At 53.7% G+C, this 26,935-nt stretch carries 21 protein-coding genes and 2 pseudogenes; 9 read left to right on the top strand and 14 right to left on the bottom strand.

What is annotated here, in order from left to right:
* Positions 1-16: 16 nt before the first annotated feature.
* On the top strand, positions 17-1,597 hold the full coding sequence (locus tag C4H11_RS11075) for a hemin receptor (protein ID WP_106042032.1): 1,581 nt from the start codon (positions 17-19) through the stop codon (positions 1,595-1,597).
* Positions 1,598-1,728: 131 nt separating this feature from the next.
* Here the strand turns inward: C4H11_RS11075 and C4H11_RS11080 are convergent, their stop codons facing one another.
* The 6 genes from C4H11_RS11080 to C4H11_RS11105 form a co-directional block, all read right to left on the bottom strand.
* Positions 1,729-2,634 carry an outer membrane beta-barrel protein gene (locus tag C4H11_RS11080; RefSeq protein ID WP_106042034.1) on the bottom strand — a complete coding sequence of 302 codons (906 nt, stop codon included), beginning with the start codon at positions 2,632-2,634 and terminating at the stop codon, positions 1,729-1,731.
* A gap of 24 nt (positions 2,635-2,658) precedes the next feature.
* On the bottom strand, positions 2,659-3,129 hold the full coding sequence (locus C4H11_RS11085) for a hypothetical protein (RefSeq protein WP_106042036.1): 471 nt from the start codon (positions 3,127-3,129) through the stop codon (positions 2,659-2,661).
* A 13-nt stretch (positions 3,130-3,142) separates the two neighbouring features.
* Positions 3,143-3,595 (bottom strand): hypothetical protein, encoded by a 453-nt coding sequence (locus C4H11_RS11090; RefSeq protein ID WP_106042038.1) that lies wholly within the window; start codon positions 3,593-3,595, stop codon positions 3,143-3,145.
* On the bottom strand, positions 3,592-4,113 hold the full coding sequence (locus tag C4H11_RS11095; RefSeq protein WP_106042040.1) for an RNA polymerase sigma factor: 522 nt from the start codon (positions 4,111-4,113) through the stop codon (positions 3,592-3,594). Before C4H11_RS11095 ends, C4H11_RS11090 begins: the two co-directional genes overlap by 4 nt.
* A 112-nt stretch (positions 4,114-4,225) precedes the next feature.
* Positions 4,226-4,783, bottom strand: coding sequence for an NADH peroxidase (locus tag C4H11_RS11100; RefSeq protein WP_106042042.1), 558 nt, complete (start codon positions 4,781-4,783; stop codon positions 4,226-4,228).
* A gap of 25 nt (positions 4,784-4,808) precedes the next feature.
* Positions 4,809-5,243 carry a Fur family transcriptional regulator gene (locus C4H11_RS11105; RefSeq protein ID WP_106042044.1) on the bottom strand — a complete coding sequence of 145 codons (435 nt, stop codon included), beginning with the start codon at positions 5,241-5,243 and terminating at the stop codon, positions 4,809-4,811.
* Between the two features lie 286 nt (positions 5,244-5,529).
* Between C4H11_RS11105 and C4H11_RS11110 the strand changes: the two genes are divergently transcribed.
* On the top strand, positions 5,530-7,509 hold the full coding sequence (locus tag C4H11_RS11110; RefSeq protein WP_106042046.1) for an NAD(+) synthase: 1,980 nt from the start codon (positions 5,530-5,532) through the stop codon (positions 7,507-7,509).
* Here C4H11_RS11110 and C4H11_RS14490 read toward each other — a convergent pair.
* The 8 genes and pseudogenes from C4H11_RS14490 to C4H11_RS11150 form a co-directional block, all read right to left on the bottom strand.
* Positions 7,439-8,203, bottom strand: a pseudogene (locus tag C4H11_RS14490) (transporter substrate-binding domain-containing protein); the annotation flags it as partial. The gene C4H11_RS11110 and the pseudogene C4H11_RS14490 sit on opposite strands and share 71 nt — an antisense overlap.
* 12 nt (positions 8,204-8,215) lie before the next feature.
* A complete protein-coding gene (locus C4H11_RS11120) occupies positions 8,216-10,345 on the bottom strand; it encodes a putative porin (RefSeq protein WP_106042050.1) in 2,130 nt (709 codons plus the stop codon).
* A 216-nt stretch (positions 10,346-10,561) separates the two neighbouring features.
* Positions 10,562-11,107 carry a 2-oxoacid:acceptor oxidoreductase family protein gene (locus tag C4H11_RS11125; protein ID WP_106042053.1) on the bottom strand — a complete coding sequence of 182 codons (546 nt, stop codon included), beginning with the start codon at positions 11,105-11,107 and terminating at the stop codon, positions 10,562-10,564.
* Positions 11,108-11,129: 22 nt separating this feature from the next.
* The gene (locus C4H11_RS11130) at positions 11,130-11,891 is read right to left on the bottom strand and encodes a thiamine pyrophosphate-dependent enzyme (RefSeq protein ID WP_106042055.1); all 762 of its coding nucleotides are present in this window, start codon (positions 11,889-11,891) and stop codon (positions 11,130-11,132) included.
* 12 nt (positions 11,892-11,903) lie between these two features.
* Positions 11,904-12,077 carry a hypothetical protein gene (locus tag C4H11_RS11135; protein WP_004289818.1) on the bottom strand — a complete coding sequence of 58 codons (174 nt, stop codon included), beginning with the start codon at positions 12,075-12,077 and terminating at the stop codon, positions 11,904-11,906.
* Positions 12,074-13,159 carry a 3-methyl-2-oxobutanoate dehydrogenase subunit VorB gene (locus C4H11_RS11140; RefSeq protein WP_106042057.1) on the bottom strand — a complete coding sequence of 362 codons (1,086 nt, stop codon included), beginning with the start codon at positions 13,157-13,159 and terminating at the stop codon, positions 12,074-12,076. Before C4H11_RS11140 ends, C4H11_RS11135 begins: the two co-directional genes overlap by 4 nt.
* Before the next feature lie 19 nt (positions 13,160-13,178).
* Positions 13,179-13,406: a 4Fe-4S dicluster domain-containing protein gene (locus C4H11_RS11145; protein WP_106042059.1), complete on the bottom strand. Its 228-nt coding sequence runs from the start codon at positions 13,404-13,406 to the stop codon at positions 13,179-13,181.
* Positions 13,407-13,427: 21 nt separating this feature from the next.
* Positions 13,428-13,703, bottom strand: coding sequence for a tetratricopeptide repeat protein (locus tag C4H11_RS11150; RefSeq protein WP_106042061.1), 276 nt, complete (start codon positions 13,701-13,703; stop codon positions 13,428-13,430).
* A gap of 68 nt (positions 13,704-13,771) precedes the next feature.
* Here C4H11_RS11150 and C4H11_RS11155 point away from each other — a divergent pair, with 68 nt between their 5' ends.
* The 7 genes and pseudogenes from C4H11_RS11155 (at position 13,772) to C4H11_RS11185 (ending at position 26,879) form a co-directional block, all read left to right on the top strand.
* Positions 13,772-13,981, top strand: coding sequence for a hypothetical protein (locus C4H11_RS11155; protein WP_106042063.1), 210 nt, complete (start codon positions 13,772-13,774; stop codon positions 13,979-13,981).
* 519 nt (positions 13,982-14,500) lie between these two features.
* Positions 14,501-15,154 (top strand): annotated as a pseudogene (locus tag C4H11_RS11160) (DUF3575 domain-containing protein); the annotation flags it as partial.
* A 91-nt stretch (positions 15,155-15,245) separates the two neighbouring features.
* The gene (locus tag C4H11_RS11165) at positions 15,246-16,319 is read left to right on the top strand and encodes a DUF5119 domain-containing protein (RefSeq protein WP_164996537.1); all 1,074 of its coding nucleotides are present in this window, start codon (positions 15,246-15,248) and stop codon (positions 16,317-16,319) included.
* A gap of 142 nt (positions 16,320-16,461) precedes the next feature.
* Entirely contained in the window at positions 16,462-17,613 is a 1,152-nt protein-coding gene (locus C4H11_RS11170) for a fimbrillin family protein (RefSeq protein WP_106042067.1), read from the top strand.
* A 297-nt stretch (positions 17,614-17,910) separates the two neighbouring features.
* Entirely contained in the window at positions 17,911-20,736 is a 2,826-nt protein-coding gene (locus tag C4H11_RS11175; protein ID WP_106042069.1) for a fimbrillin family protein, read from the top strand.
* 223 nt (positions 20,737-20,959) lie between these two features.
* A complete protein-coding gene (locus C4H11_RS11180) occupies positions 20,960-23,752 on the top strand; it encodes a hypothetical protein (RefSeq protein ID WP_106042071.1) in 2,793 nt (930 codons plus the stop codon).
* A gap of 355 nt (positions 23,753-24,107) precedes the next feature.
* Positions 24,108-26,879, top strand: coding sequence for a fimbrillin family protein (locus C4H11_RS11185; RefSeq protein ID WP_106042073.1), 2,772 nt, complete (start codon positions 24,108-24,110; stop codon positions 26,877-26,879).
* Positions 26,880-26,935: the final 56 nt, after the last annotated feature.

The following is a 26,935-nucleotide window of genomic DNA, read 5'->3' on the forward strand; positions in this document are numbered from 1 at the left end:
TAAACAAGAACGAATCATGGAAAAGAAAATAGGAATGATGGCCCTAACCATGCTTGCTGCTGTAAGTGTAAGGGCGCAATCGGCATACGATGCCACGAATATTGCAAGTAGCGACCTGAATGGTACCGCCCGCTTTGTAGGCATGGGCGGCGCTATGGGGGCATTGGGAGGAGATATTTCGACTATCGGTACGAATCCGGCAGGTATCGGCCTGTATCGGAGCAACGATGCCATGTTCTCTTTGAGCTTCTCAAGTGTCGGTACGGAGAGTAAAATCGGTGGACAGACGTTTAATGTGGATAAGAATCACTGGAGCTTTGATAATATGGGTTTCGTGCTTTCTACAAAGGTGGGAAATCAAACGGCATTGCGTTATGTGAATTTTGCTTTTAATTATAAGAAGCAGAAGTCATTCTTTCGCACAACCGATATGGCCGGACAATTGAAATTTTCGCAAATAGATTTGATGACAAATCAGGCAAATAGAATGTATCAGTATAACTCGGTTGATTTGTTGGAGTTGAAGGAGAAGCAAAAAAATCCATATGATGATAATAGAGTAGGCTGGTTGGGTGCTTTGGCTTTTGATGCCGATTTGATTGCAACAGACGACAACCCCAAGGCTCCTTTTTATAACTTCGGGTATGAGCCTTATGCGAAATATCGCTCTCGCGAAACGGGAGGGGTGCAACGGTATGATTTTAATCTCGCTTTGAATGTTCAGGATCGTGTCTATCTTGGTTTTACCGTTGGGGCAAACGATGTGGACTACCGTAAATCCTATTATTATTCGGAGGAAAATAAGAAAATAGGCGATACTTATACCCTTAGTAGTGAAAATGGTATTGAAGGCATCGGATGGGATGCCACATTGGGCGTCATAGTTCGTCCTTTTGCCGAATCGCCGTTGCGTTTGGGGGTGGCAATACATACTCCCACCTACTATAGCTTGACTTATAGGACAAGGGCTGCTATAGAATCGAACCTTTGGTATAAGAATGATAAAACAGGCGAACAGTTTCAGAAAAAGAAATCGTTTAGCACCTACTATGAGTTGAATGATAAAGATATGAAACGGGAGTTCGACCTGAGCACTCCGTGGAGATATAATGTCAGTTTAGGATATACGGTAGGAAGTAGTTTAGCTTTAGGTGCCGAGTATGAGTATGAAGATCTCTCTTCAATGAAGTTCTATTATCCTGAAGGCGATGAGATGGAGTTTGAAACAGAACAGGTAAAGTTGACCGATAAAGGCGTACACACTTTTCGTGTGGGGGCGGAATATAAGGTTATTCCTCAGTTTGCACTGCGCATGGGCTATACCAATTCTTCTGCTGCTTATCGGGCCGATGCGGTCAAGGTACTGTCTCCAAACTCGATTAATACGGATACTGACTTTTCCAATGCCAAGTCTTTGAGTAATTATACATTGGGTATTGGTTATAGAGGGACGTCGTTTTATGCTGATTTGACGTATAAGTATTCTACTCAGAAAGCGGACTTATATCCTTTTGCTTTCTCAGACGACAGACCGGCTGTGACTAAAGTAACCAATACACGCAGTCAGGTGTTGTTTACTTTGGGAATGCGATTCTAAAAGCTGTTTCGATTGACAAACCGGTAGTTTTAAGCAACAAACATAAACGGTGGTGCCCAGAATCAGATGATGTATATGCTGTCATTCTGATTTTGGGCACCGCCGTTTTATGTTTATACTCAGAAATTAAACTACCAATACCATGCCACTCCCAACGAGTAAGGAGACACTTCCGGGCCTTTACCTTTTTGGAATAATCCTTGAGCGGAATAGCGCAAATAGAAGCCTATATTGGCATAACCGGCTTGCGCCAACAAGCCTATGCCTACGGGGCGTACATACATTCCTTTACCCATTGTCTGTTTTTTGCCTTCGTTGATTCGTGAGAACGATTTTACATGATGGCGAATCTCTATTTCAGGTCCGGCATTGAAGAAGAGTTTGCATTGCCCTATTCTTTGTTGCCATTCCAGCAATATGGGTATGCGGAAGAAGAAGTGGCGGAGGCGGCTTTGGCTGTAATGGGTATTTTCATTGCCGGCAGTGAGTATGCTGCTACCGTCTCCTTTCAGCAAGGCGTGGTTGCCGTCCACGCTGAAAGAACGGTAACCCCAATTTACTCCGGCATTGATGCCCCAATGCGGGTTCTTCTTGAACTTATGACTGGTGGCCAATATATTGAAACCGAACTCCCACGACTTCGACAAGTCGAGCATAATCTTATCGCTTGTATCGAAAGAAAAGAAGTCGCCTGACAACCAACTATAGCCTATAAATATACCGGAGCAATGCGGGTCATAGGAGTTATATCTCTTTTTTCTGGGGATGAAAGGCAGGGCATCCAGAAACGTACGCCTGTCTGCATCCGTTTTTTCAAGATACACACCTTCAAAAATCTGCACCTCTTTTTTTTCACCCTCCTCTAATTGTTCCTCATATACTTTGATGCGCATGTCTCCTTGCCCTTTCCGGATGATGATGGAGTCGCCTTTGGTTTCTACAACAGCTTTCTGTTCGGGGTTGTTGGGCTGTTGTGCCGCCATGCGGGCTGTCGGTGCAGCAAGCAGGCAGGTCAGAATCATAATCTTGGTTTTCATATATTTAATGTGTTTTGAGAATTGTCATTGTGGTTTATAGAGCATCTCCAGCATCTCTTTTTCGCCAAGGCTGCCTTCAATGTAGATAAGCGTTCCCATGGATGCTTTGCCTATTTTAAAAATGATGTAACGGTTCAGTATTTTTCCGTTTCGTTTCACCTCTTCCAGTTGGTAATAAGCGCTACGCAGAATTCCGTTTTCCATTACCTCCTGCGCTTTTTTTACATTGTTCTGCTTGTCGCGGGCGATGGCTTGTTGTATTACCTGCTGATAGGGAGTTATGTTTTTGAACACAAGACTTTTGTAGGTTGTCATTCGGTATGACTTCAGGATACCGCCATTCAGTTCCACTCTGGTGACGTCTGTTCGCTCGCCGTACTTGTCGAACAAGCCGGCTATTTGCAGCCCTTCTTGCGCTCGGACAATGACCGGCAGGAAAGTCAGCAGTGCAAAAAGGGAAATGCTTCGTAAATAAATCGGTATATTTGTTTTCATGACACGGTATATATTAATGCTGAAACAGCAGGCTGCTTAAATCATCATCGGTGAAACCTGCATTCTGCAAGGCCTCCAAAGCTTTCACTTCTATCAGTTTCTTGTCAGTATAGCATCGACCGTCGATGATGACATAATTCTTGGCAACCGATGGAAGCGATATTGTTTTAGCTATTCCTATGAACAGAAGTAATCCGGCGGCGATGCCGGTCAGTGTGTAGAGCGTGCGATGCAGGAGACGCGATTGGGGGGCATGCGTTGCTTCAAGGCTTCTGTTTTCCTTTTCGCTTACTTCCTTTTGGTCTTTCCGGCTTTCTGCTTCTTGGGCCAGATAGGCAAATAGGGGATGATATATTTGGAGATGTTCCGGAATGTCATCCTTCTTAAAAAAACGGCGGAGTTCACGTTCCTCTTCGCAGGAAGTTGTTCCTTCAAAGTATTTGTTCAACAGTTCGTCTATGTTCATGGCTCGTTTCTCCTTTTTCTTTCTTGTATGGTTTGTAGGTAGATGTCTCTGACTTTTTTTCTTGCTCTTGACAGATTGCTCCGGATAGCTTCCGCTCCGCATCCCGTAATTGCCGCTATCTCATCCGTTTCGTACTCCTCTATATCTTTCATTCGCATGATGGTGCGTTGCAGGTTGGGTAGCGAGTCGATGATTTTATGCATCAGTTGCATTTCATCTTTAATTTCCAATAATCGTTCCGGCGTGCCTGTTGGGGCTGTTGCCTGAACCGTGTCGAGAGATAACTTATCATCATGTCTGCTTCGCCACATGTCTATGCAGATGTTGTGCGTCAATGTCATGGCAAATGCTTCGATGCTTTGGTATTTCTCCAATTCAAGCCTTTTGTTCCAAAGCTTGAGTAAGGTTTCCTGAACGGCATCTTCTGCATCTTCCGGTCCATTGGTCAGCTTCCTTGCATAGTTCAATAGCTTGGCACGGAGTGGAAGAACGGTTATTTGAAATTGTTTAAGTTCCATTTACACTGATATGACGAATGAGAAATACAAACGTGACATCAAAAAAAGAAAAAAAAGGAGCCTCTGTTTCCCAACAGGCTCCTTTTTATCGTATTATGAGAATTGTGGCGGATTATTTTTTGAAATAACGGTTGTACAATCCTTCAAAACCTTTGCCGTGACGGGCTTCGTCTTTAGCCATTTCGTGAACCGTGTCGTGGATGGCATCCAGATTCAATGCTTTGGCACGGGTGGCAATGCGCTTCTTGTCTTCGCATGCGCCGCATTCGGCATTCATTCTCTTTTCAAGGTTGGTTTTGGTGTCCCATACACAGTCGCCCAGCAATTCGGCAAACTTGGAAGCATGCTCTGCTTCTTCCCAAGCGAAACGTTTGAAGGCTTCTGCTATTTCAGGGTAACCTTCACGGTCGGCCTGGCGGCTCATGGCCAGATACATGCCTACTTCCGTGCATTCGCCCATGAAGTGGTTGTTCAGGTCTTTAATCATTTCGTCGTCGCAACCTTTGGCCACACCTATTACGTGCTCGTCGGCAAACACCAACGGGCCGTCGGCTTTTGCTTCTTCAACTTCCACGAACTTGCTGGCAGGAGCTTTACACAAAGGACATTTCTCGGGAGCTGCGTCTCCCTCATGAACGTAACCGCAGACAGTACATCTAAATTTCTTCATTTTTCTCAGATTTTAATTAGTTGAATTAGTTATTGTTTGTTGTATCCGAACACGCCTGTTCGATACAGTGTTTACAGATTCCCTTATAATAGTAGTGCATTTCTTGTATGTCGTGTCCTTCCGTATCCGTTATTTCCGGTTGCCTGCACAATGCTTTGCTTTGCAGGTCGTATATTCTTCCGCAGCGTTTGCATAAGAAGTGGGCATGCGGTGAAGTGTCGGCGTCGTAACAGGTGTTCTTGTCATCAATCGTCAGTGTTTGGGCGGCGCCCTGTTCGCTCAACAGCTTCAATGTGTTGTACACGGTTGTTTTCGACAGGGTAGGGATGCCCGGGGCCAATGCTGTGTATATTTCATCTACCGTGGGGTGTGTGTGATGCTCCATCAGATAGTTCATGACGGCTATCCGTTGCAGGGAAGGTTTTATGCTGTGTTCTCGCAGTCGTTTGATGGCATCCATCTTGTTTCGTTCTCTAAACTTGTAATAGTTACATTTTTACTTCTCTTGCAAAGGTAGGAACTTCTTTGCAGTAACCAAAATATTTCGATATTTTTTTAGCGACCGCCTTGAATCCGGCGGGGGACTTCAGAGGTTTGTTTGCAAAAGGCTCTGCCACATGATAGACTGTTTGTAGATAATGATTTTTTATCAACGGAGATTCGGAACGTGAAACTCCCGATTGTTTTGGCTTAATTGAAGAAAATAGCGTACTTTTGCGTCGGTAATCTACATAGCAAGCATCTTTATGAATTACGGATATGTAAAAGTTGCAGCGGCTGTGCCCCGCGTTAAGGTGGCGGGCTGCCGGTTCAATGTCGAACAGATAAAGAAAGAAATCATCACGGCCCACCGGAAAGGGGTGCAAATCATGGTCTTTCCGGAGCTGTGCATCACCGGATATACATGCGGCGACCTTTTCGCGCAGCAACTTCTGCTCGAAGAGGCCGAAACAGGGCTGATGCAGATTCTCAATGACACATGCCGGCTGGATATCATCGCGATATTGGGGATGCCCGTAGCGTGCAATGGCGTGTTGCTCAATGTAGCGGTTGTCATTCAGAAAGGAAAGGTGCTGGGAGTTGTCCCCAAAACGTATCTTCCCAACTACAAGGAGTTCTATGAGAAGCGTTGGTTCACTTCGGCCGCCGAAATCTCTGACAAGAGTGTACGCCTCTGCGGGCAGATGCTTCCGATGGGGCAGAATCTGTTATTTGAAACGGCGGACGTCACGTTTGGAATTGAGATTTGCGAGGACCTGTGGGCACCCATTCCGCCCGGCTCCACATTGGCTTTGCAAGGGGCGGAACTGATATTCAATCTTTCGGCCGACACTGAAGCCATCGGTAAGCATGCCTATCTGCGTTCGCTTATCAGTCAGCAGTCTGCGCGCTGCATCTCCGGCTATGTATTCAGCTCGTGCGGTTTTGGCGAGTCTACCACGGATGTGGTGTTTGCAGGCAATGGGTTGATTTATGAGAATGGTAACTTATTAGCATCGGGCAAACGCTTCTCTTTCGAGGAGCAGATGGTGGTGAGTGAGATAGACGTGGATTATCTGCGTGCCGAGCGCAGAGTCAATACCACTTTTGCTGCCTGTCGTGCCCGTTGTGTTTCGGAACCTGCCGTCCGCATCTCTGCCGAAAAAGTGAATGGCAAGGCGCTGGACCTGACGCGTACCTACAATCCGCATCCGTTTGTTCCGCAGGGCATTGCCTTAGATGAGCGTTGCGAAGAGGTTTTCTCCATTCAGGTGTCCGGGCTGGCACGGCGTCTGGTGCATACCAATGCCAAGAGTGCTGTTGTAGGAATCTCCGGAGGATTGGACTCTACATTGGCTTTGCTGGTTTGCGTAAAGACATTTGATAAATTGGGATGGCCTCGCCAAGGCATTATCGGTGTGACCATGCCGGGATTTGGGACAACTAATCGTACGTATATCAATGCTCTCAACCTGATGAAGTCCCTCGGCGTGACAATACGTGAGGTCAGCATCAAGGAAGCCTGCATCCGGCACTTCAAAGACATCGGCCATGACATTGATGTGCACGATGTGGTATATGAAAATGCCCAGGCTCGCGAACGTACCCAGATTTTGATGGACATCGCCAATCAGACTTGGGGCATGGTGATAGGTACCGGCGACCTTTCGGAACTGGCTTTGGGGTGGGCCACCTATAACGGCGACCACATGTCCATGTACGGTGTGAATGCCGGCATTCCCAAAACATTGGTGAAACATTTGGTGAAGTGGGTGGCGGAACATGACATGGACGATGCCTCACGTGTCACGCTGCTCGATATCGTAGATACTCCCATCAGTCCGGAGCTTATTCCGGCAGATGAAAACGGCAACATCAGTCAGGTGACCGAAGATTTGGTAGGCCCCTACGAACTTCATGATTTCTTCCTATACTATTTCATGCGTTGCGGTTTCCCGCCTGCCAAGATTTTCTTCTTGGCTGCGCGTACTTTCAAGGGAGTATATGATGAGGAGACCATTCGGAAATGGTTGCAGACTTTCTACCGCCGTTTTTTCAATCAGCAATTCAAGCGTTCCTGTTTGCCCGATGGGCCGAAAGTGGGAAGTGTTTCTCTTAGTCCGCGCAGCGATTGGAGGATGCCGAGCGATGCGGAGGGGGAGATATGGGGAGAGGCAACCACGCATTCAAACTATCCAGCAGCACAGGCGACTGCTTGCTTACCCCCCATGAGTAGAACTGAGTGAAGCCGATGGCCGTATTGATATCTATCTGCGGCAGGCTGTCGGCAAGGGCGCGGGCGATATTCTCATCGCATACGGCGTAGTCGATGTCGCCATGCGCCACCAATGCCATGAGTTGCTCGGGACCATACTTCTCTATCTCTTTGATGTAAATCGTATCACCTATTTCATTTCCCAGATTCCGGATGCGGAGTATCGAAGGAGAGCCTTTCACAACGTGCAATGTCTTTTCCGCCAAGTCCAGCTGGCTCTTGATGAATCTTGATGAGTCGGCAGAATTAAGCGGTTTTCGTTGTACCAGCACCTGCCTGCTCAGCAGGATGGGCGTGGTGAGCAGCAAGGAGTCTTTTAGTTCGCCGGTCACGGGGATGCTATAGGCTATTACATCATACTCTCCGTTTGCCAGTCCTTCCAACCGTTTGTCGAAGCTCATTTCCGGAGAGACGACCACCCGTAGTCCGTGGTCGCGGGCAAAAGCTGTTATCAGTTCATAATGAAAGCCGGACAGCGTATCGCCATTTACATGGAATCCTATGGAGCTGTATTCGATAGCTACATGTATGACGCCTTGGGCGGCAATCTCGGCATAGTCGCGCGGATGTTTCCGGGGCTTTTCTTTCGGTCGGGCCAGATAATGGGCCATCAGCACCGCCGTGACTCCTAAGAATGCATATTTCAGTAGTTTGCTTTTAGTCATGCCGATGGTTTGTCAGTCATAGAAATTCCATGAGATACCAATCTTGAACAGGCGCGGATTGATGGGGTAGTGGGGCACTAAGAAGTAGTTTGAGCTTCCGGTACCGGCATTGACATGATACATCATGGCGAATAGACGTGTCCGTTTCAGTTGTAGATTGGCATAGACATTCACAATGGGATAACCGCCAATCTCTACCCGGTCATCCGTCGATTGCAGGTGAAACTGCTGTATGCCGGGAGCGTAGGCAGGCGCATGATACTTGCTGAAGTATCTGACGTCGGCGCCTAATTGAAGGGTCAGTACCTTCTTTGCCAGACGGGCCAGCAGATATAGATTGTGGTATAATGAAAGCCGGGGTAAAGGAAGTACCGTTTCATTGCTTGTCTTCTGCCAGGTCACTTCATTGTCCAAATGAAATATCCCCAGCCGGAAATTCTGTTTCAGAGTGGCGCACAGCACTTGTATGTCATCTCCATGCTGTTCGGGGATGGCGTTCTGATTGAAGTAAGTATAGTTCTTGATGTTCTCCACACCGGCCCGGAGGTTGGTTCCCCAATGGGCAATGTTCAGTTCTCCCTCTATGCGCGTGCGCAATTCTTTATTCATGTCGTCATTATCCCAATTGTAATGATTGGAATGATAATGGCGCATGTAGAAAGAGGGCAGGGTATTGCTTATATAGCCTCGGGCATATAAATTCACGGAATCTTTCCACAGGCGGAAGTTCATGTCCAGATTGGCATTGATGCGGAATTGTCCGATGGCTTTTTCCAGCATACCCACTTCACCGTTTACATTGTAGTGCAGCAAGCTGCCTTCGCGTTTGGCCAGCTCGCCTCCCAAGAAGACTTCTTGCTCCGTATGGCGGATGCGGCTCATATCCGTGAGTGTATCCGTATTCATCAAATCATATCGGCTGAATTTATGGGAGATATACGCTGTAAGTCCGGCTTTGGCATATTTGTTGAAGCCCTCCAGCAAAGCTATGCCGAATGTGTTCTTTACACTGAAGGCCGTGGTGGAGTCGTTGCTGTGATTGTTATACAATTTATATTCTTTAGGGAAGAATCCGGCAGGTTCGCTGCCCGAACGGAATCGATGTCGCGACCGTTCCACCTTCACCGTATGGATGAAGCTGGTGACGGGTACAAACTCTTCCGTCACAAGTGTATCTTGCGGGGCGTTTTTTGCTGCGGGCAGGCTGTCGTTGCCGGCGTCATGGTGCATGTGGTTGGCGGCCGCTTTCGCTCCTTGCGGTTGCTTCTCTTGTATCGTCTGCGTCTTTTTGGTGAATCCAAGGCGATACCGTTGGGCAAGGTAAACGTAAAAATCCTTGTTGCGGTTCGAGGTCTGCTCTAATTTTACGGGAATGGTGGTCGATTCGTATTGTTTCTTTCCTCCTGACATGTTCTCCGGCCGCGTGATGTATTGGTCGTCTGTGATGCCGCCGTTTTCGTTCATCTTCAGCATGAAGTTGTTATAGATACCCTGTATCTGATATTTTTCGCCCATGTAGCTGCCGAATATGCCTGCGTTGAAGTGTGCGGTTGACTGGTTCTGATAGTAGCCCCGTCCGTACAAGTAGTCTATGTGGAAGCCGAAAGCCAGCCTCTTGTTGGCGTTGACGGAGAAGTAAGATTTGAAGCGCTCTTCGCCGTTCACCTTATTCCCCGCCTTGTAATAGGTCAGATTGGTATAAGGGATGTTGCTGTTCGTAAATTTCACTTGTCCCGGGTGGACAAAGAAGCCGGAGAAAGGTTCCATGAAGATGGTCGGTTCTTGAGCGTTCCGTTCAAAGAAGATACGCGAGAGGCGCGGCGACCCCAAATTCCCCAAATAGTTATAGTGTCCTGAAAAACCTTCTACCAGATTGCTGTTCTGGAAGTTAAGGCTGACCGTATCGGCAGGCATGAGGATGCGCTCGCCCAATGTCTCGCTTATTTGCCACATATAGAGTTTTGGGGGAAGGCTTTTGATTTCCGTGTCGGTGCTGTCTTCCAGATTGTTCGGCCGGGTGCTCGGATCAACCTGGTTGCCGAAGCGGTCCCGGTTATTCATCGGGTTCAGGGTGTTTTGCGCCAGGGCTCCCCATATCCCGACGATGGATAGAAAGATGTATGTCAGTGCAATTCGTCTCATAATTAGGCGCAAAGATACAATAAAATATTATTAGCTTATGGAATTCAACCTTTTTTGCTTCTTTTAAAGGGAGCCTTGGACAGAGACGGCCGACACTATGACTCAGGCACGGAATTTGCGGACAATCTACACGGTTTATGCGAATTAAGTCCGTGCAACTCCGTGAAATCCGTGCCTGAGAAAGAGAGCGGTGCGGTTATTTCGGTGCGGGAGGTTTTATTTCATCTCCTCGATCAGTTCCATTCCGCGCTTGATGGCTTCTTCGTTCATCGGAATCAGGTGGTGGTGGCGTTCGGGCAGGGTCTTCTTCAGCCCTCTGATTACGCTGTCGAGGGTCACCATCGGCTTTATTTTCAGCAATCCGCCCAGCACAATCATGTTGAATGCCTTGGCGTTGTTCATTTCGTTGGCGGCGTCCATGGCATCGATGCGATATACGCGGATGTCTTTGCGCGTGGGCGGGTGGATGATGCCGTAACCGTCGTAGATAAGTACGCCGCCCGGCTTCAGCTTGCTCTCGAACTTCTCCAACGACGGTTGGTTCAAGATGATGGCTGCATCATATTTGCTCAAAATGGGCGAGGATATCTTCTCGTCGCTCACGATGACGGTCACGTTGGCCGTACCGCCCCGTTGCTCCGGTCCGTAAGCCGGCATCCAGGTCACCTCTTTTCCTTCCATCAGTCCGGAGTATGCCAGAATCTTTCCCATGGACAATACGCCTTGTCCGCCGAAGCCTGCTATAATGATTTCTTCTTTCATTGTTCTTCTGTCTTTAGCGTGATTATTTATCTTTCAAGTCTCCCAGCGGATAGAACGGGAACATATGTTCGGCCATCCATTCGTTGGACTTTTCGGGCGACATCTTCCAGCCGGAGTTGCATGTGGATACTATCTCCACGAGGTTGGAGCCTTTGCCCGCCATCGAGTTCTCGAATGCTTTGCGGATGGCTTTCTTCGCCTTGCGGATGGCGGGGACGGACTGCACGCTTTGGCGTGTCACGTAGGCCGTGCCTTCCAGCTGTGCGGCAATGTCGGCCATCTTCAGCGGGTAGCCGTGCAGATGCACGTCGCGTCCGTAGGGACTGGTGGAGGTCTTCATGCCCACGAGGGTGGTGGGTGCCATCTGTCCTCCCGTCATGCCGTAGATGGCGTTGTTGATGAAGATGATGGTGATATTTTCTCCACGGTTCAAGGCATGTATCGTTTCGGCGGTGCCGATGCAGGCCAGGTCTCCGTCTCCCTGATAGGTGAACACAAGGCGGTCGGGCCAGAGGCGTTTGATGGCCGTGGCAAGCGCCGGCGCGCGTCCGTGCGCGGCTTCCTGCCAGTCGATGTCTATATAGTTGTAGATGAATACGGCGCATCCCACGGGCGAGATGCCTACCGCTTTATCCTCAAGTCCCATTTCTTCTATCACCTCGGCAATCAGTTTATGAACCACGCCGTGGCTGCATCCCGGGCAGTAGTGCATGGGGTTGTCGTTCATCAGGGTCGGCTTCTTGGCGACCAGATTTTCGGGCTTTATAATCTCTTCTTTTGTCATAATCACTTCTCCTTATCTGTTGGTGAACCGTATGAAAAACTCCATCAGCTTGACGAATATGGCTGCGCCGCAGACGTAGATGAACAGTTTGAAGTCATCCCTTGCCGCAAAATAGACGATGATGGCCGCCAGCGCAAGTATCATGAACAGAATATTCAGTACGTTTCTTATTTTATCCGGGTTCATTTCTTAATCAGTTTTTCTTTCAGTGCGTTTACTATCTCATCCGGGTCGGGGACGATGCCGCCCAGTCGTCCGAAGTGTTCCACGCTTATCTTACCGTTTACGGCAAGGCGGACATCTTCCACCATCTGTCCGGCATTCAGTTCCGTCACCAGCATGCCCTTCACCTTGTCGGCGTATGCGGCGATGGCTTTAGTGGGGAACGGCCACAGGGTGATGGGGCGGAGCATGCCTACCTTGATGCCCTCCGCACGTGCCAGTTCCATCGCCTTTTGTCCGATGCGTGCCATGGAGCCGAAGGCCACAATCAGGTACTCGGCATCTTCGCAGTGTATCTCCTCGAAGCGTACTTCGTTTTCCTCGATGAGCTTGTATTTGGCTTGGAAGCGGATGTTGTTCTTCTCCATCTCTTCCGGTTTCAGTTCCAGCGAAGTGATGACGTTGGGCTTGCGGTCTTTGGTCTTGCCGGTGGTGGCCCAAGGGCATTGTTCTATCACTTCGGCATCCGTGCGTCGCGGCTTTTGTGCGGGCAGAACCACCTTCTCCATCATCTGGCCGATGACGCCGTCGGCAAGGATGATGGCCGGATTGCGGTATTTGAAGGCAAGTTCAAAACCCAATTCCACGAAGTCCGCCATTTCCTGTACCGAGGCCGGGGCAAGCGCTATCAGCCGGTAGTCGCCGTGACCGCCGCCTTTCACCGTCTGGAAGTAGTCGGCCTGGCTCGGCTGGATGGTGCCCAAGCCGGGGCCGCCGCGCATCACGTTTACTATCAGGCACGGCAGTTCGGCGCCTGCCAGATAGGAGATTCCTTCCTGCTTCAGGCTCACGCCGGGGCTCGACGAGGAGGTCATCACCTTCTTTCCGCACCCGGCGCCGCCGTACACCATGTTGATGGCCGCCACCTCGCTCTCTGCCTGCAGAACCACCATGCCGGTCGTTTCCCAAGGCTTCAGTTCGGCCAGCGTTTCCAATACCTCCGACTGCGGGGTAATGGGATATCCGAAATAACCGTCCGCGCCGCAACGGATGGCCGCATGCGCGATGGCTTCGTTTCCTTTCATTAATACAATTTCTTCTGCCATATTTTGCTCGTTTACGGGTTTATGCTAATTTCACTTTATACACGGAGATACATCCGTCCGGACACACCGTGGCGCACGAAGTGCAGCCGTTGCACGTATCCTCCAATATCTGATGGGCATAGTTATACCCTTTCACATTCACCTCTTTGGTGAGGGCCAACACATTCAGCGGACAAGCTGCCACACACAGGTTGCAGCCTTTGCAACGTTCCGTGTCCACCACGATTGCTCCTTTCATCTTTGCCATAATTTACGTTTTTAAGATTGATTACTGATTGTACATATCCTTATTATAGAAGTTCAGGATGTCCATGGCCATTTGCCGGGCGTGCCGGGCGGGACTTTGGGGATTCAGGTCGATGGCCCGGCGGTAGTCGTTCAGTGCCTGTTGCCAGTTGCCCAGTTTCCGGTAGGCGTTTCCCCTCAGGTAGTAGGCCTCGTCTTTCTGGGGGAAGTCCGTTTGTAACATTTCGTCCAGCAGTCCGATAGCTTGTTCCGCATCGCCCTTGTTGATAAGTTCTTTGATGGTCTTCAGTCGTTCCATATCTACAAAATATCCGGATTATCGAACACAAAGATAGTTTTTATTTGAAGATTATGAATAACTTCACTATGAAAAAGAGAAAAAACAATGTATCGGCCGTTCTGCTCCGCATCAACTCCGTATCCGCTCCGCACCAAGTACGTATCATCTCCGTACCACCTCCGTATCAACTCCGCATAAGGGTACCTTTATGCGGAGTTGATACGGAGGTGGTACGGACTTGGTACGGTTCGGAACGCTGCGTCCGGGATTTTTCAGACGCGGATGACGCAGATTAAAAAATAAAGAAATCCGCGTCATCCGCGTCATCCGCGTCTGAAGAATGTCTTTGGCCGGCCAAGGAGACAGGTGGGGTGAGTACAGACAGCCGCTCTTTCTCAATATTCCACCTCTCCCCCTTCTTTTACGCCTTTTTGGGGATTTGTCACCTCCTTTTCGGGAATTTGTCACTATGACACCTCCTTTTTTCTTCGGTTTAATCGCAGCATTTGCCTAATTTTGGACTTCAAAACAAATTTTCCAATACTTTTTGGGGCGGGGCATAAACCGGACTTTAAAACACAGAGTAAATACAATGGAAAATTCAGAGATTTTGGTCAAAATAAATTAGTGAACCCTAAATAATGAAACGAACCTTTATCCTCCTGCTTTTCCTGCTTTCCCTCGGGCATTCCCGGGGACAGGAATCCGACACGCGCCGGGGCACGGACTCCGTGCGCGTCTATTTCCGTCAGGGCGAATCGCGCCTCGCCCCGCTCTACATCTCGCTGCCGGCTGCGGAGCCGGAGAGACTGCTTGACACGGTATATGTGTCCGTGCCGTCCGGGGATAACACTACCGTCAACAACACGTTCTACGACACGGCGCCCGCCATGCCCTCCGCCCCCCGCGAACGCAAGCCCTTCTACATGGCGCTGAAGACCAACCTGCTCTATGACGCCCTGGTCGTGCCCAACATCGGGCTGGAGGTCTATCTGGGGCGGGGCTGGTCGGTAGCCGGCAACTGGGCATATACCTGGCTGAAAAACGACAGCCGCTACCGCTTCCACCGCATCTACGGCGGCGACCTGGAGGCACGGCGCTGGCTGGGCTACGGGCGCAAGCCCCTGACGGGCCACCACGTGGGCGTTTACGCCTTGCTGCTGACCTACGACTTAGAGTGGGGCGGCAAGGGCTATCTGGGCGACCGCTGGAGCTACGGGGGCGGTATCGCCTACGGCTACTCCGCGCCGATAGGACGCAGGCTGAACCTGGACTTCACGGTGGGCATCGGCTACTTAGGCGGTGAGTATCACGAGTACATCCCCAAGGACGGCCATTACGTATGGAGGGCCACCAAGAAGCGCCGTTGGTTCGGCCCCACCAAGGCGGAGGTGTCGCTGGTGTGGCTGCTGGGGCACGGCAACCTCAACGCCGAGGGCGGGAAACAGAAAACGGTAAATGCTAAATAAGGAAAGGAGGATGATTATGGGAATGACAACAGGAGCCGGAATGACAACAAGAAGCGGAATGACGGCAAGAAGCGGAAGAGCATCCGGATTCATGGAGACGGGAAGCGCTTCACCATCGGGAACGGAAAGGACGAAAGGTAACGGCCTGAGGGCCACGAAATATACCTCCGTCGTTCGGGCCGGCGGCCTGCGGGCCATCGGGACGTCCCTCGCGGCGGCGGCCCTGACGGTCTGCACCGCGCTGGCGGCGGCTCTCATCGCCGGCACGCTTTCCTCGTGCGAGCACAAGGAACTCTATTACCCCTCCTTGCCCTCGGCCGAGGTCCGGGTGCACTTCGACTGGAGTGCGGCCCCCGACGCCCACGCTGAGGGGATGTGTGCCTGGTTCTTCCCCGAGGAGGGCGGGAAGCCCGTTCGTTGCGACTTCACCGACCCGTCGGGCGGCACGGCCAGGATACCCTGGGGGAACTACCGGGCGGTTTACATGAACAACGACACCGAGGTGGTGCAGGTGCGCGGCGAGGAGAGCCTCGCGACGCTGGAGCTCTACACACGCCAGAGCTCGCTGCTCGAGGCGGTTAACTCCCGTGGCGACATTCGCGGGGCGAACCCCGGCGACGAGCCGGTGGTGGCGGCTCCCGATGCGGTGTGGGGCGGCAGCCTGGGGAGCATACGCATAGAGCGCGGCGACGACGAGAAGGCGGTCCGCACGGTGGTGCTGCCCGTGCAGCCCCAAACCTACGTCGTGAGCTTGGAGGTGGTGAACGTAGAGAACCTGAAATACGTCTCGGCGGTAGGGGCCTCGCTCTCGGGGCTCTCGGGCTCGCTCTTGCTCGGCGCCGGCACCCTCTCGGGCGTGCGCAGCACGGTGCCTTTCGCCGCCGACTCCGACGGAGCCTCGAAGATAACGGGCAGCATGCAGATCTTCGGCCTGTCGGCGAGCGCCGACACCGGGCACACGCTCACCATCTACATCATCCTGGCCGACGGCAGCAAGCGCTATTACCGCTACGACGTGAGCGGCCAGGTGAACGACGCTCCGGACAAGCGGCACATACGCATCGCCATAGACAAGCTTTCGCTGCCCAAGCCCATCGTGAACGGCGGAGGCTTCCACCCCAAGGTGGACGACTGGGAGACGGAGGAGCAAACGCTCACGCTCTAAGCGCGGGCACACGGGCCGCATACGGGACATCCATATACAGAAGAACATGAAGCAAACATGCAATATCGTGATAAAGATTGTGACCGTTCAATCAAAAACCAATTAATCAATTAATCAATTAACCAATTAAACATTAAAAAGTATGAGAACAAAGAAACATGTATTCTATGCAGGGCTGGCGCTCATGGCGCTGGCCGCCTGCTCGCAGGACGAGACCACAAGCGTGGACCTGAGTGACGCCATCGGCTTCCGCACATCGCTGGGCAAGACTACCCGCGCGGAGACCACGCTGGCCAATATGGGCTCGTTCAACGTGACGGCGTTCCCCACATCGGGAGGAGCGAACTACTTCACCAACCTGGCGGTGAATGACGCCAGCGGCACTTGGAACACGGCTTCCATTTACTACTGGCCGGCCGGCTCGCTGGATTTCACGGCTTATGCCCCCGTGAGCATCAACACGCTGGTAAGTATCGCCCACGGTGCCGGTAACCAGAAGATAGCCGGCTTCGAGCCCGAACAGACGGTGGCCAACCAGAAGGACGTGGTGGTCGCTTTCAACGCGGGAGATAAGGCAGCCTACGGCGCTTCGGGCGTGGCCATGAACTTCAAGCACATCCTCTCGCAGATTGAGGTGAAGGCCAAATGCTCCAACGCTAATATGCGTGTCAAGGTGATGGGCGTGAAATTGGGTGCCATCAACTCCAAGGGTGACTTCGCTTTCCCGCAGGCGGAGACAAACGCCGGATACACTGTGCCCCTTGCGAACTGGACGAACCTCTCCGCGCCGAAAGACTTCCTGGCAGAGGACGCCACCTCGACGGGAGTGGAACTGACCGCCACCGCACAGAGCATCATGTTCGGAACGAACAACTTCCTGATGATTCCGCAGCAACTCACCAAGTACGTGCCGGTTTCCGCTCCTTCCGGGGCTTACATCGGCGTGCTTTGCCGCATCGACATGAACGACAGTTCGGGCAACTATACCGCCCTCTACCCGAGTGCTGTAGAGGGGCAGTACGCTTTCACTGCCGTGGGTATTGACACCGGGTGGCTGCCGGGCAAGAAGTACATCTATACGCTTGAGTTCGGCAACGGCACAGGCGGTAACGGTGGCAGCGGTGTGGTTCCTCCCAACCAGGACAACCCGAACCCGGGCGGTGGTACCACTACTCCGACAGCCCCGACGGATCCTTTCCCGAATAAGCCGGGAGACAAGGTTCTGAATGACCCCATCAAGTTTACCGTGGATGTGGAAAGCTGGAATGGTCAGAATGAGAACCTAATCATGTAATCTCCTTTCAGGGAATCCTATCAAGACACCGGGCGGAAAGGACGGAACCGGAAGCAGATTTCTTACCCAACACCTTTAAATACCGGGGTGGGTGACGCGCGGAGGGATGCGCGGAGCCCTCTATTCCTTTCCGTCCACAAAGCCTCTTCCCCGAAACCTCTCCCCCGACCCCTTCCCCATAGGGAGGGGAGAGTGGGGAGAGGCTTGAGAAGGAAGGAATAACGCAAATCACCAGATCTCATTCCCCCTTCCCCCCTCCCTATGGGGGAGGGGCCGGGGGAGAGGCTTTTACTAATTATGAAACAGAGACAATTTATCATCGGTACGGCTGCCGCGGGCGCGGCGGCGTTGTTGCTGTCCGTTGCGGCTGCCTGCACGGACGAGCGGGAGGAAAGATACTCCTCGGAAGAGAGAATCGGGTTCGCCGTAGATCTATGGGAAGAGGGAGAGACGGGACAGGCCGCACGGACAAGGGGAGCGGAGCTTGCGACGGGCGGAGCGCCCGCCGGCACGCTGCCGGCCGACACCGTGCCGGCCGTGCAGGTCATCGCCCTGAAGGGGGACGACGCCGGAGAGCAGCTGTACCTGCATGCGCTGATAACCGACGGCATCGGGCAGGAAACGGACGGACAAGGTGCCGGGGCCGTAACCGCACAAGGCGTTGACGGTATGGCGGCACAAGATGTCAACGGCATGGCGGCACCATACGCCGGCGCCGCCACCAAGGCCGCCCCGGTGGACAACGCCAGGATGTACGACGAGATGGCGGTGACGGCGTTCATCTATCCCGCCTCCGACAGCTGGCCGTCGGCCTATACGGGAGGGAGCGCCGAGTCGTACATGCGCACCGTCCGGGTGAAGAAGAGCGAGTCGTGGAGCACTTCCTATTATTGGCCGGGAGCCGCACGCAGAATCAGCTTCTTTGCCTCGGCGCCCTACGGCAGCCCGGGGCTGACGGCGTTCAACAACGGGACTTCGGGTAACCCTCCCTACCTGTCGTACACTGTGCCGGCCGATGTGGCCGACCAGAAAGACCTCTTGGTGGCTACCTCTACCGACAGGCCGGGGAACACGAACACGGACGAGAAACTGACGATGAAGCATGCGCTGACGGGGGTGCGCTTCGTCACGGGCGACAACATGCTGCCGGGCACGGTGTCGAAGATTACGCTGAAAGGCGTGTACAGTGCGGGCAGCCTGCCGATGGCTGCTTCGCCGGCATGGCGCAACCAGGGCGGGGCGAGGAACTTCGAGCTGACGCTCTCGCCCGCCGCCACGGCGCCCGACCCGCCGGCGCCCGGCACGCCCCTGACACCCGCGGCCGCCACTTTCATGATGCTGCCGCAGACCCTGCCCGCCGGGGCGCAGATAGAGGTGAAGTACACCGACGGCCTGACCAACACGCCCCGCACCCTCACGGCGGACATTGCCGGAAAGACCTGGCCCATGGGAAAGACGATTACCTACCGCATCAGCACGAGCAGCATTGGGATTACGCCTACATTGGAGGTGACACCGCCGGCTGACTATACCTACCAAGGTGGAAACGGCAGCTACACCGTGAAGAGCTATGCCTCCGTGTCGGGAGGAGGGAGCACGGCGAACGTGCCCATAGCCTGGGAAGCGGAGTTCTCCGAAGACGGGGGAAGCATATGGAACGCGAACCCGCCCGCATGGCTCACTGCCTTCACCGCAAGCGGGACAGGGAATAGCAGCACATCAGGTGATGTTTACACCGCCACCGTGGCGGCGCAGACAAGCACCTCGGCCGACCCGCACACCGAAGCACTGAAGAATGCCAAACCGGTAAATTACTACGACCTCTCCAGGCACGACTATCAGGGCAAGATCGTGCCGAGGCGGACTGCCAACTGCTACATTGTGAACGCTCCGGGCGTATACCTCCTGCCGTTGGTGTATGGCAATGCCATAAAGAATGGAACAACCAATTCGTCCGCTTACACATCTACGGAAAGCGGAAGCAATGTGCTGACACCTTTTATCAACCACCGAGGAGCAGGTATTACCTCCCCGTATATTTACAACAATGCAGGCTGCACTCCCGATAACTGCACGCTTGTCTGGCAGGACGAGCCGAACCTTGTTACGGACGTGGGGCTATCTTGGGACAAGCACAAACTCTGGTTTGCCGTGAGGCAGGCCACCATCCGGCAGGGCAACGCCGTAGTGGCGGTGCGCGACGCCTCGAACACCGTGCTTTGGAGCTGGCACATCTGGGTGACGGACTACAAGCCCGGAATAACCACACCCGACAAGGAAATCACCAACCACCAGGACAAAAAGTATAAGCTTATGGCCTTCAACCTGGGCTGGTGCGACGGAAAGACAGAAACCTACGCCGAACGCACCGTGCAGGTACGCTTCAAGCAGAAGCCTACGGCAGGATACACGCCGGCGGCGACACAGACGTTTACAGTGAAGCAGAAAGCGCATACCATTACGGAACTTGGGAACAACACTTATTACCAGTGGGGTCGTAAAGACCCGTTCGTGGGGGCATTGGAGAATCCAAACGACGTCTATCACAGCATCAATAAGACTTGGTACGATGCCGATGGGAGCGTCATGACCAACCAGACTCCTGCAACAAGCATCTTCTCATACTATAATGCCTGCATCACTTCCGGTATTCAATCTCCCCAAACATTCAATACCGGATATGAGATGGATTATAAATATTATAACCTGTGGGACGCGAATAACAGTTATCGTTTTCCCAACGATAACTCTGTAGTAAAGACCATCTACGACCCTTGCCCCGCAGGCTACAAAATGCCTCCGGGCAATGTCTACACCGGCTTCACTACAACAGGAAACAATATAAGCACTGCCAGCCAATTCAATGTGCAACAACCTTGGAATAAAGGTTGGAACTTCTATTGCAACTCAAGCAGGACCGAGACCGTGTTTTTCCCTGCGTCGGGCTTTCGGCACTACGTCGTAGTGCCCCACTTCGTGGGGAGCCTCGCCTTCTATTGGACGGCGGGGCCGGACTACACGTGCCGCGGGTGGCACCTGTACTTCGAATCGGGCAACGTGTACCCGCTGAGCGGCAGCGATCGGAGCTACGGCTACGGGGTGAGGGCGGTTCAAGAAGAATAAAGGGAGCGAAGCGACCGCGTGTAGCGTAATCGCGCCCGGTTGCTTTTAAGCAGCCTCGCGTATGGCCGGCGCAACGCCTCTATAATGACTGCGGTCGCCTCTCTATAGAGGCGTGCATATCGTCTCTATAGAGGCAACGATGACGTCTCTATAGAGGCAGTTCTTTTGTCTGAAATCTAACGTCTAACGTCTAACATCTAATAATGTCTAAAACTGAATAACAATGGGAAAGAAACATTTTATCGGTACGGCCGCCGCGGGTGTGGCGGCATTGTTGCTATCCTTCTCGGGTGCCTGCACGGACGAGCGGGATGAGACTCCCTCCACGGGGGAGAGGATAGGTTTCGCGGTCGACCTCTGGAAAGAAGGTGGTGCCGCGCAGGCCGCACTGACAAAGAGTGCGGGGGCGGAGGCGGGCAGCCTGCCTGCCGACACCCTGCCCGCCGTGCAGGTAATCCCCCTGGAGGGTGAGGCTTCCGGAGACGGTAAACCGCTGTACCTGCATGCCGTGACTACGGACGGAATAGGAGACGGCTTGGGCACGGCCGGAGAGGGCGTCGGAGGCGACGCAACCGCACAAAACGCCGGGGCACGCACGAAGGCTGTGCCCGTAGCCACTGCCACGATGTACGACGAGATGGCGGTGACGGCGTTCGTCTACCCCGCATCGGACAGCTGGCCGTCGGCCTATACGGGAAGGAGGGCCACAAGCTACATGCGCACCGTGAAGGTGAAGAAGAGCGAGGGGTGGAATACCTCTTACTATTGGCCGGGAGCCGCACGCAAAATCAGTTTCTTTGCCTCGGCGCCCTACGGCAGCCCGGGGCTGAGGGCGTTAAACGACGGGTTTTTGGGCAACCCGCCTTACCTGTTCTACATTGTGCCGTCCGATGTGGCCGACCAGAAAGACCTCTTGGTGGCCGCCTCTACCGACAGGCCGGGGAACACGAACACGGCCGAGGCTCTGGCGATGAAGCATGCGCTGACGGCCGTGCGCTTCGTCACGGGCGACAACATGCTGCCGGGCACGGTGTCGAAGATTACGCTGAAGAATGTGTACGGCACGGGCAACCTGCGGATGACTGCTTCGCCGGCATGGTACAGCCCGGGCGGGGTGAGGAACTTCGAGCTGACCCTCTCGCCCGCCGCCACGGCGCCCGACCCGCAGGATCCCGGCACGTCTCTGACGCCCGAAGCCGTCACCTTCATGATGCTGCCCCAGACCCTGCCAACAAATGCGCAGATAGAAATAGAGTACAGGGACAACCTGACGAACACCACACGCCCCCTCACGGCGAACATTGCCGGAGCGTGGGCGATGGGAAAGACGGTGACCTACCGCATCAGCACGAACAGCATTGTGGTGACGCCCACGCTGAGGGTGACTGCTCTGGCGGAGTTTACCTACGCCGGAGGAAACAAAATGTATGGGGTGGTGAGCTATGCCTCCGTGTCGGGAGGAGGGAGCACGAAGAAGGTGCCCATAGCCTGGGAAGCGGAGTTCTCCGAAGACGGGGGAAACACATGGAACGCGAACCCGCCCGCATGGCTCACTGCCTTCACCGCAAGCGGGACAGGGAATAGCAGCGCATTAGAATTAGGTGAAGTTTACACCGCCACCGTGGCGGCGCAGGTGAGCACCCCTGACACGCACACCGAGGCGTTGCGGAATGCCTCGCAGGTAAGTAACTACGACCTCTCCACGCACGACTATCAGGGCAACACCGTGCCGATGCGCACCGCCAACTGCTACATCGTGAACGCGCCGGGAACGTACCGCCTGCCCTTGGTTTACGGCAACGCCGTGGATTATGTCAAGGTGCCCGGAGGCCCGAATCCGGGATGGAACACCTCGGCTTACACCTCTACGGCAAGCGGAAGCAATGTGCTGACACCGTTTATCAACCACCTGGGAAACGGAATTACCGACCCATACATTTACAACAATGCAAGCTGCACGCCCAACAACTGCACGCTGGTTTGGCAAGACGAGCCGAACCTTGTTACGAACGTGGCCCTCTCTTCCGACAATCATTACCTTGAATTTACGGTGAATCAGGCCACCATCCGGCAGGGCAATGCCGTGGTGGCGGTGCGCGATGCCTCGAACACCGTGCTTTGGAGCTGGCACATCTGGGTGACGGACTACAAGCCCGGAACAACGGGAACAACCACGCCCGACAAGGAAGTCACCAACCACCAGGGCGTACGATATAAGCTTATGACCGTCAACCTCGGCTGGTGCGACGAAAAGGAGGAGACCTACGCCGAACGCACCGTGCAGGTACGCTTCAAACAGCGGCCCACGGCAGGATACACTTCTGCCGCCACGAAGACCATCACCGTGAAGCAGAAAGCGCATACCATTACGGAACTTGGGAACAACACTTATTACCAGTGGGGTCGTAAAGACCCGTTCGTAGGAGTGCTTGTGGGGGATATCAATAAGACTTGGTACGATGCCGAGGGGAACGTCATGACCAACCGGATTCCTGCAAAAAGCAGCTTCTCTAACGGCAATGCCTGCATCACCTCAGGCATCACCCAGCCTAATACGTTCTGTACTAATAGTCACATGGACAATAAATACGCCAACCTTTGGAGTGCGAACAACACTGTTTACACCGCCAACGACAACCCTGTTGTGAAGACCATCTACGACCCTTGCCCCGCAGGTTACAAAATGCCGCCGAGCAATGTCTACACCGGCTTCACTACAACGGGCCGATACGCGAGGAACTCTTCTCAGTTCAATGTGCAAGGCCCTTGGAACAAAGGTTGGAACTTCTATTGCAACTCAAACAAGACCGAGACCGTGTTTTTCCTTGCGTCGGGCTATCGGGACGGCAGTTCCGCAGTGCCCTGCAACGTGGGGAACCGCGCCTACTATTGGACGGCGGGGCCGATCGACACGCACAGCGGGTGTTACCTGTACTTCCACTCGGGCTACGTGGACCCGCTGGACCACTACTACTTTCGGGGCTTCGGCTTCGAGGTGAGGGCGTCGCAAGAATAAAGGGAGCGAAGCGACTGCGTGTAGCGTAATCGCGCCCGGTTGCTTTTAAGCAGCCTCGCGTATGGCCGGCGCAACCTCTCTATAGCGGTTGTGGTCGCTTCTCTATAGAGACGAAACCGGGCGGAAAGGGCGGGACCGGAACGAACTTCTATAACCCAACGCCTTTTGCAAGTGCCGGGGAGGGCCGACAGCCCTCCATCCCTTTCCGTCCACTTTATCAGGGATATTAGAGATTAGAGGGCAGGCGTGACATCTGACGCCTAAAGTCTAACATTTATCATTATCATCTATCATCTAACGTCTAATCTCTAACGTCTAACGTCTAACATCTAATAATGTCTAAAACTGAATAACAATGGGAAAGAAACATTTTATCGGTACGGCCGCCGCGGGTGTGGCGGTATTGTTGCTATCCTTCTCGGGTGCCTGCACGGACGGGCGGGATGAAGGTTTCCCTCCGGGAGAGAGAATCGGTTTCGCGGTCGACCTCTGGAAGGAAGGTGGTGCCGCGCAGGCCGCACTGACAAAGGGTGCGGGGGCGGAGGCGGGCAGCCTGCCTGCCGACACCCTGCCCGCCGTGCAGGTAATCCCCCTGGAGGGTGAGGCTTCCGGAGACGGTAAACCGCTGTACCTGCATGCCGTGACTACGGACGGAATAGGAGATGACACGGCCGGGCAGGATATCGACGCCTACGCCACCACCAAAGCTGCGCCCGTAATCACTGCCACGATGTACGACGAGATGGCGGTGACGGCGTTCGTCTACCCCGCATCGGACAGCTGGCCGTCGGCCTATACGGGAGGGAGCACCGAGTCGTACATGCGCACCGTCCGGGTGAAGAAGAGCGAGTCGTGGAGCACTTCCTATTATTGGCCGGGAGCCGCACGCAGAATCAGCTTCTTTGCCTCGGCGCCCTACGGCAGTGCGGGGCTGACGGCGTTCAACGACGGGACTTCGGGTAACCCGCCTTACCTGTCGTACACTGTGCCGGCCGATGTGGCCGACCAGAAAGACCTCTTGGTGGCTGCCTCTACCGACAGGCCGGGGAACACGAACACGGCCGAGGCTCTGACGATGAAGCATGCGCTGACGGGGGTGCGCTTCGTCACGGGCGACAACATGCTGCCGGGAACGGTGTCGAAGATTACGCTGAAGAATGTGTACGGCACGGGCAGCCTGCCGATGACTGCTTCGCCGGCATGGCACGACCAGGGCGGGGCGAGGAACTTCGAGCTGACGCTCTCGCCCGCCGCCACGGCGCCCGACCCGCCGGCGCCCGGCACGCCTCTGACGCCCACTGCCGCCACCTTCATGATGCTGTCCCAGACCCTGCCCGCCGGGGCGCAGATAGAGGTGAAGTATAAGGACAAGCTGACGGACACGCAGCGCACGCTCACGGCGAACATTGCCGGAAAGACCTGGCCCATGGGGAAGACGGTGACCTACCGCATCAGCACGAGCAGCATCGTGATTACATCCACATTGGAGGTGACACCGCCGGCTGACTACACCTACCAAGGAGGAAACGGCAGCTACACCGTGAAGAGCTACGCCTCCGTCTCCGGCGGAGGGAGCACGGCGAACGTGCCCATAGCCTGGGAAGTGGAATACTCCGAAGACGGGGTGAGCTGGAACAGCACCAAGCCCGCATGGCTCACGGCATTCACCGAAAGCGGCGCGGGCGGAACCTCGCCCTCTACATACACCGCCACCGTGGCGGCACAGGTGAACAGCGCCCCGGCCGACCCGCACAACGAGGCGTTGAAGAATGCCGCACCGGTGAACGACGGGACGAACGCCAACATATACGACCTCTCCACGCACGACTATCAGGGCAACCTCGTGCCGATGCGTACAGCCAACTGCTACATAGTGAACGCCGCCGGGAGGTATAAATTGCCGCTGGTGTACGGCAATGCCGTGGATTATGTCAAGGTGCCCGCAACGGGGAAGAATACATCGGCATATATCGCCGGGGCAAGTGGCAGCAATATATTGAGTCCCTTTATCAACCACCTGGGAGCAGGTATTACCGACCCGTATATTTACAACAATACTAATTGTACACCGGCAAGTTGCACGCTTGTCTGGCAGGACGAGCCGAACCTTGTTACGGACGTGGCCCTCTCTTCCGACAGGCATTTCCTTGAATTTACCGTGGGGCAGGCCACCATCAAGCAGGGCAACGCCGTGGTGGCGGTGCGCGACGCCTCGAACACCATACTTTGGAGCTGGCACATCTGGGTGACGGACTACAAGCCGGGAATAACGGGAACAACCACGCCCGACAAGGAAATCACCAACCACCAGGGCGTACAATATAAGATTATGGCCTTCAACCTCGGTTGGTGCGACGGAAAGGAGGAGACCTACGCCGAACGCACCGTGCAGGTGCGCTTCAGGCAGATTGGAACAACAGCCCAACAGACCATTACCGTGAAGCAGAAAGCGCATACCATTGCGGAACTTGGCAACAATACCTATTACCAATGGGGACGTAAAGACCCGTTCGTAGGGGCATTGGAGAATCCAGACGGAAGTTTGAACAGCATCAATAAGACCTGGTACGATGCATTGGGGACATCCCACACCGACGAGCGTCCTCCGACAGGCAACTTCTCATACGAAGATGCCTGCATCACCTCCGGTATCACCCGGCCTAACACGTTCTGTACGAATTATTACATGGACAATAGATATTATAACCTTTGGAGCGCGAACAACACCGTTTACACCGGCAACGACAACCCTGTTGTAAAGACCATCTACGACCCTTGCCCCGCAGGATACACAATGCCTCCGAGTAATGTCTTTACCGGTTTTACTACAACGGGACAATACACAAGCGACCCGTCACAATTCAATGTGCAGGGGCCTTGGAACAAAGGTTGGAATTTCCATTGCGGACTGAACCACACCGGTAGTACTGTCTTTTTCCCCGCTTCGGGCTATCGGAACAGCAATTCCGCAGTGCCCTACTACGTGGGGAGCCTCGCCTTCTATTGGGCGGCGGGGCCGAACTACACGGGCTACGGGAGGTGCCTGTACTTCAACCCGGGCAACGTGTACCCGCTGGACAACAGCAATCGGAGCGTCGGCTTCGGGGTGAGGGCGGCCCAAGAATAATAAAGGGAGCGAAGCGACCGCGTCGGCTTCATTTGTTTCATTTGCTTTATTTTCCT

It is taken from the genome of Bacteroides zoogleoformans (genome assembly GCF_002998435.1).
Taxonomy (GTDB): Bacteria; Bacteroidota; Bacteroidia; order Bacteroidales; family Bacteroidaceae; genus Bacteroides; species Bacteroides zoogleoformans.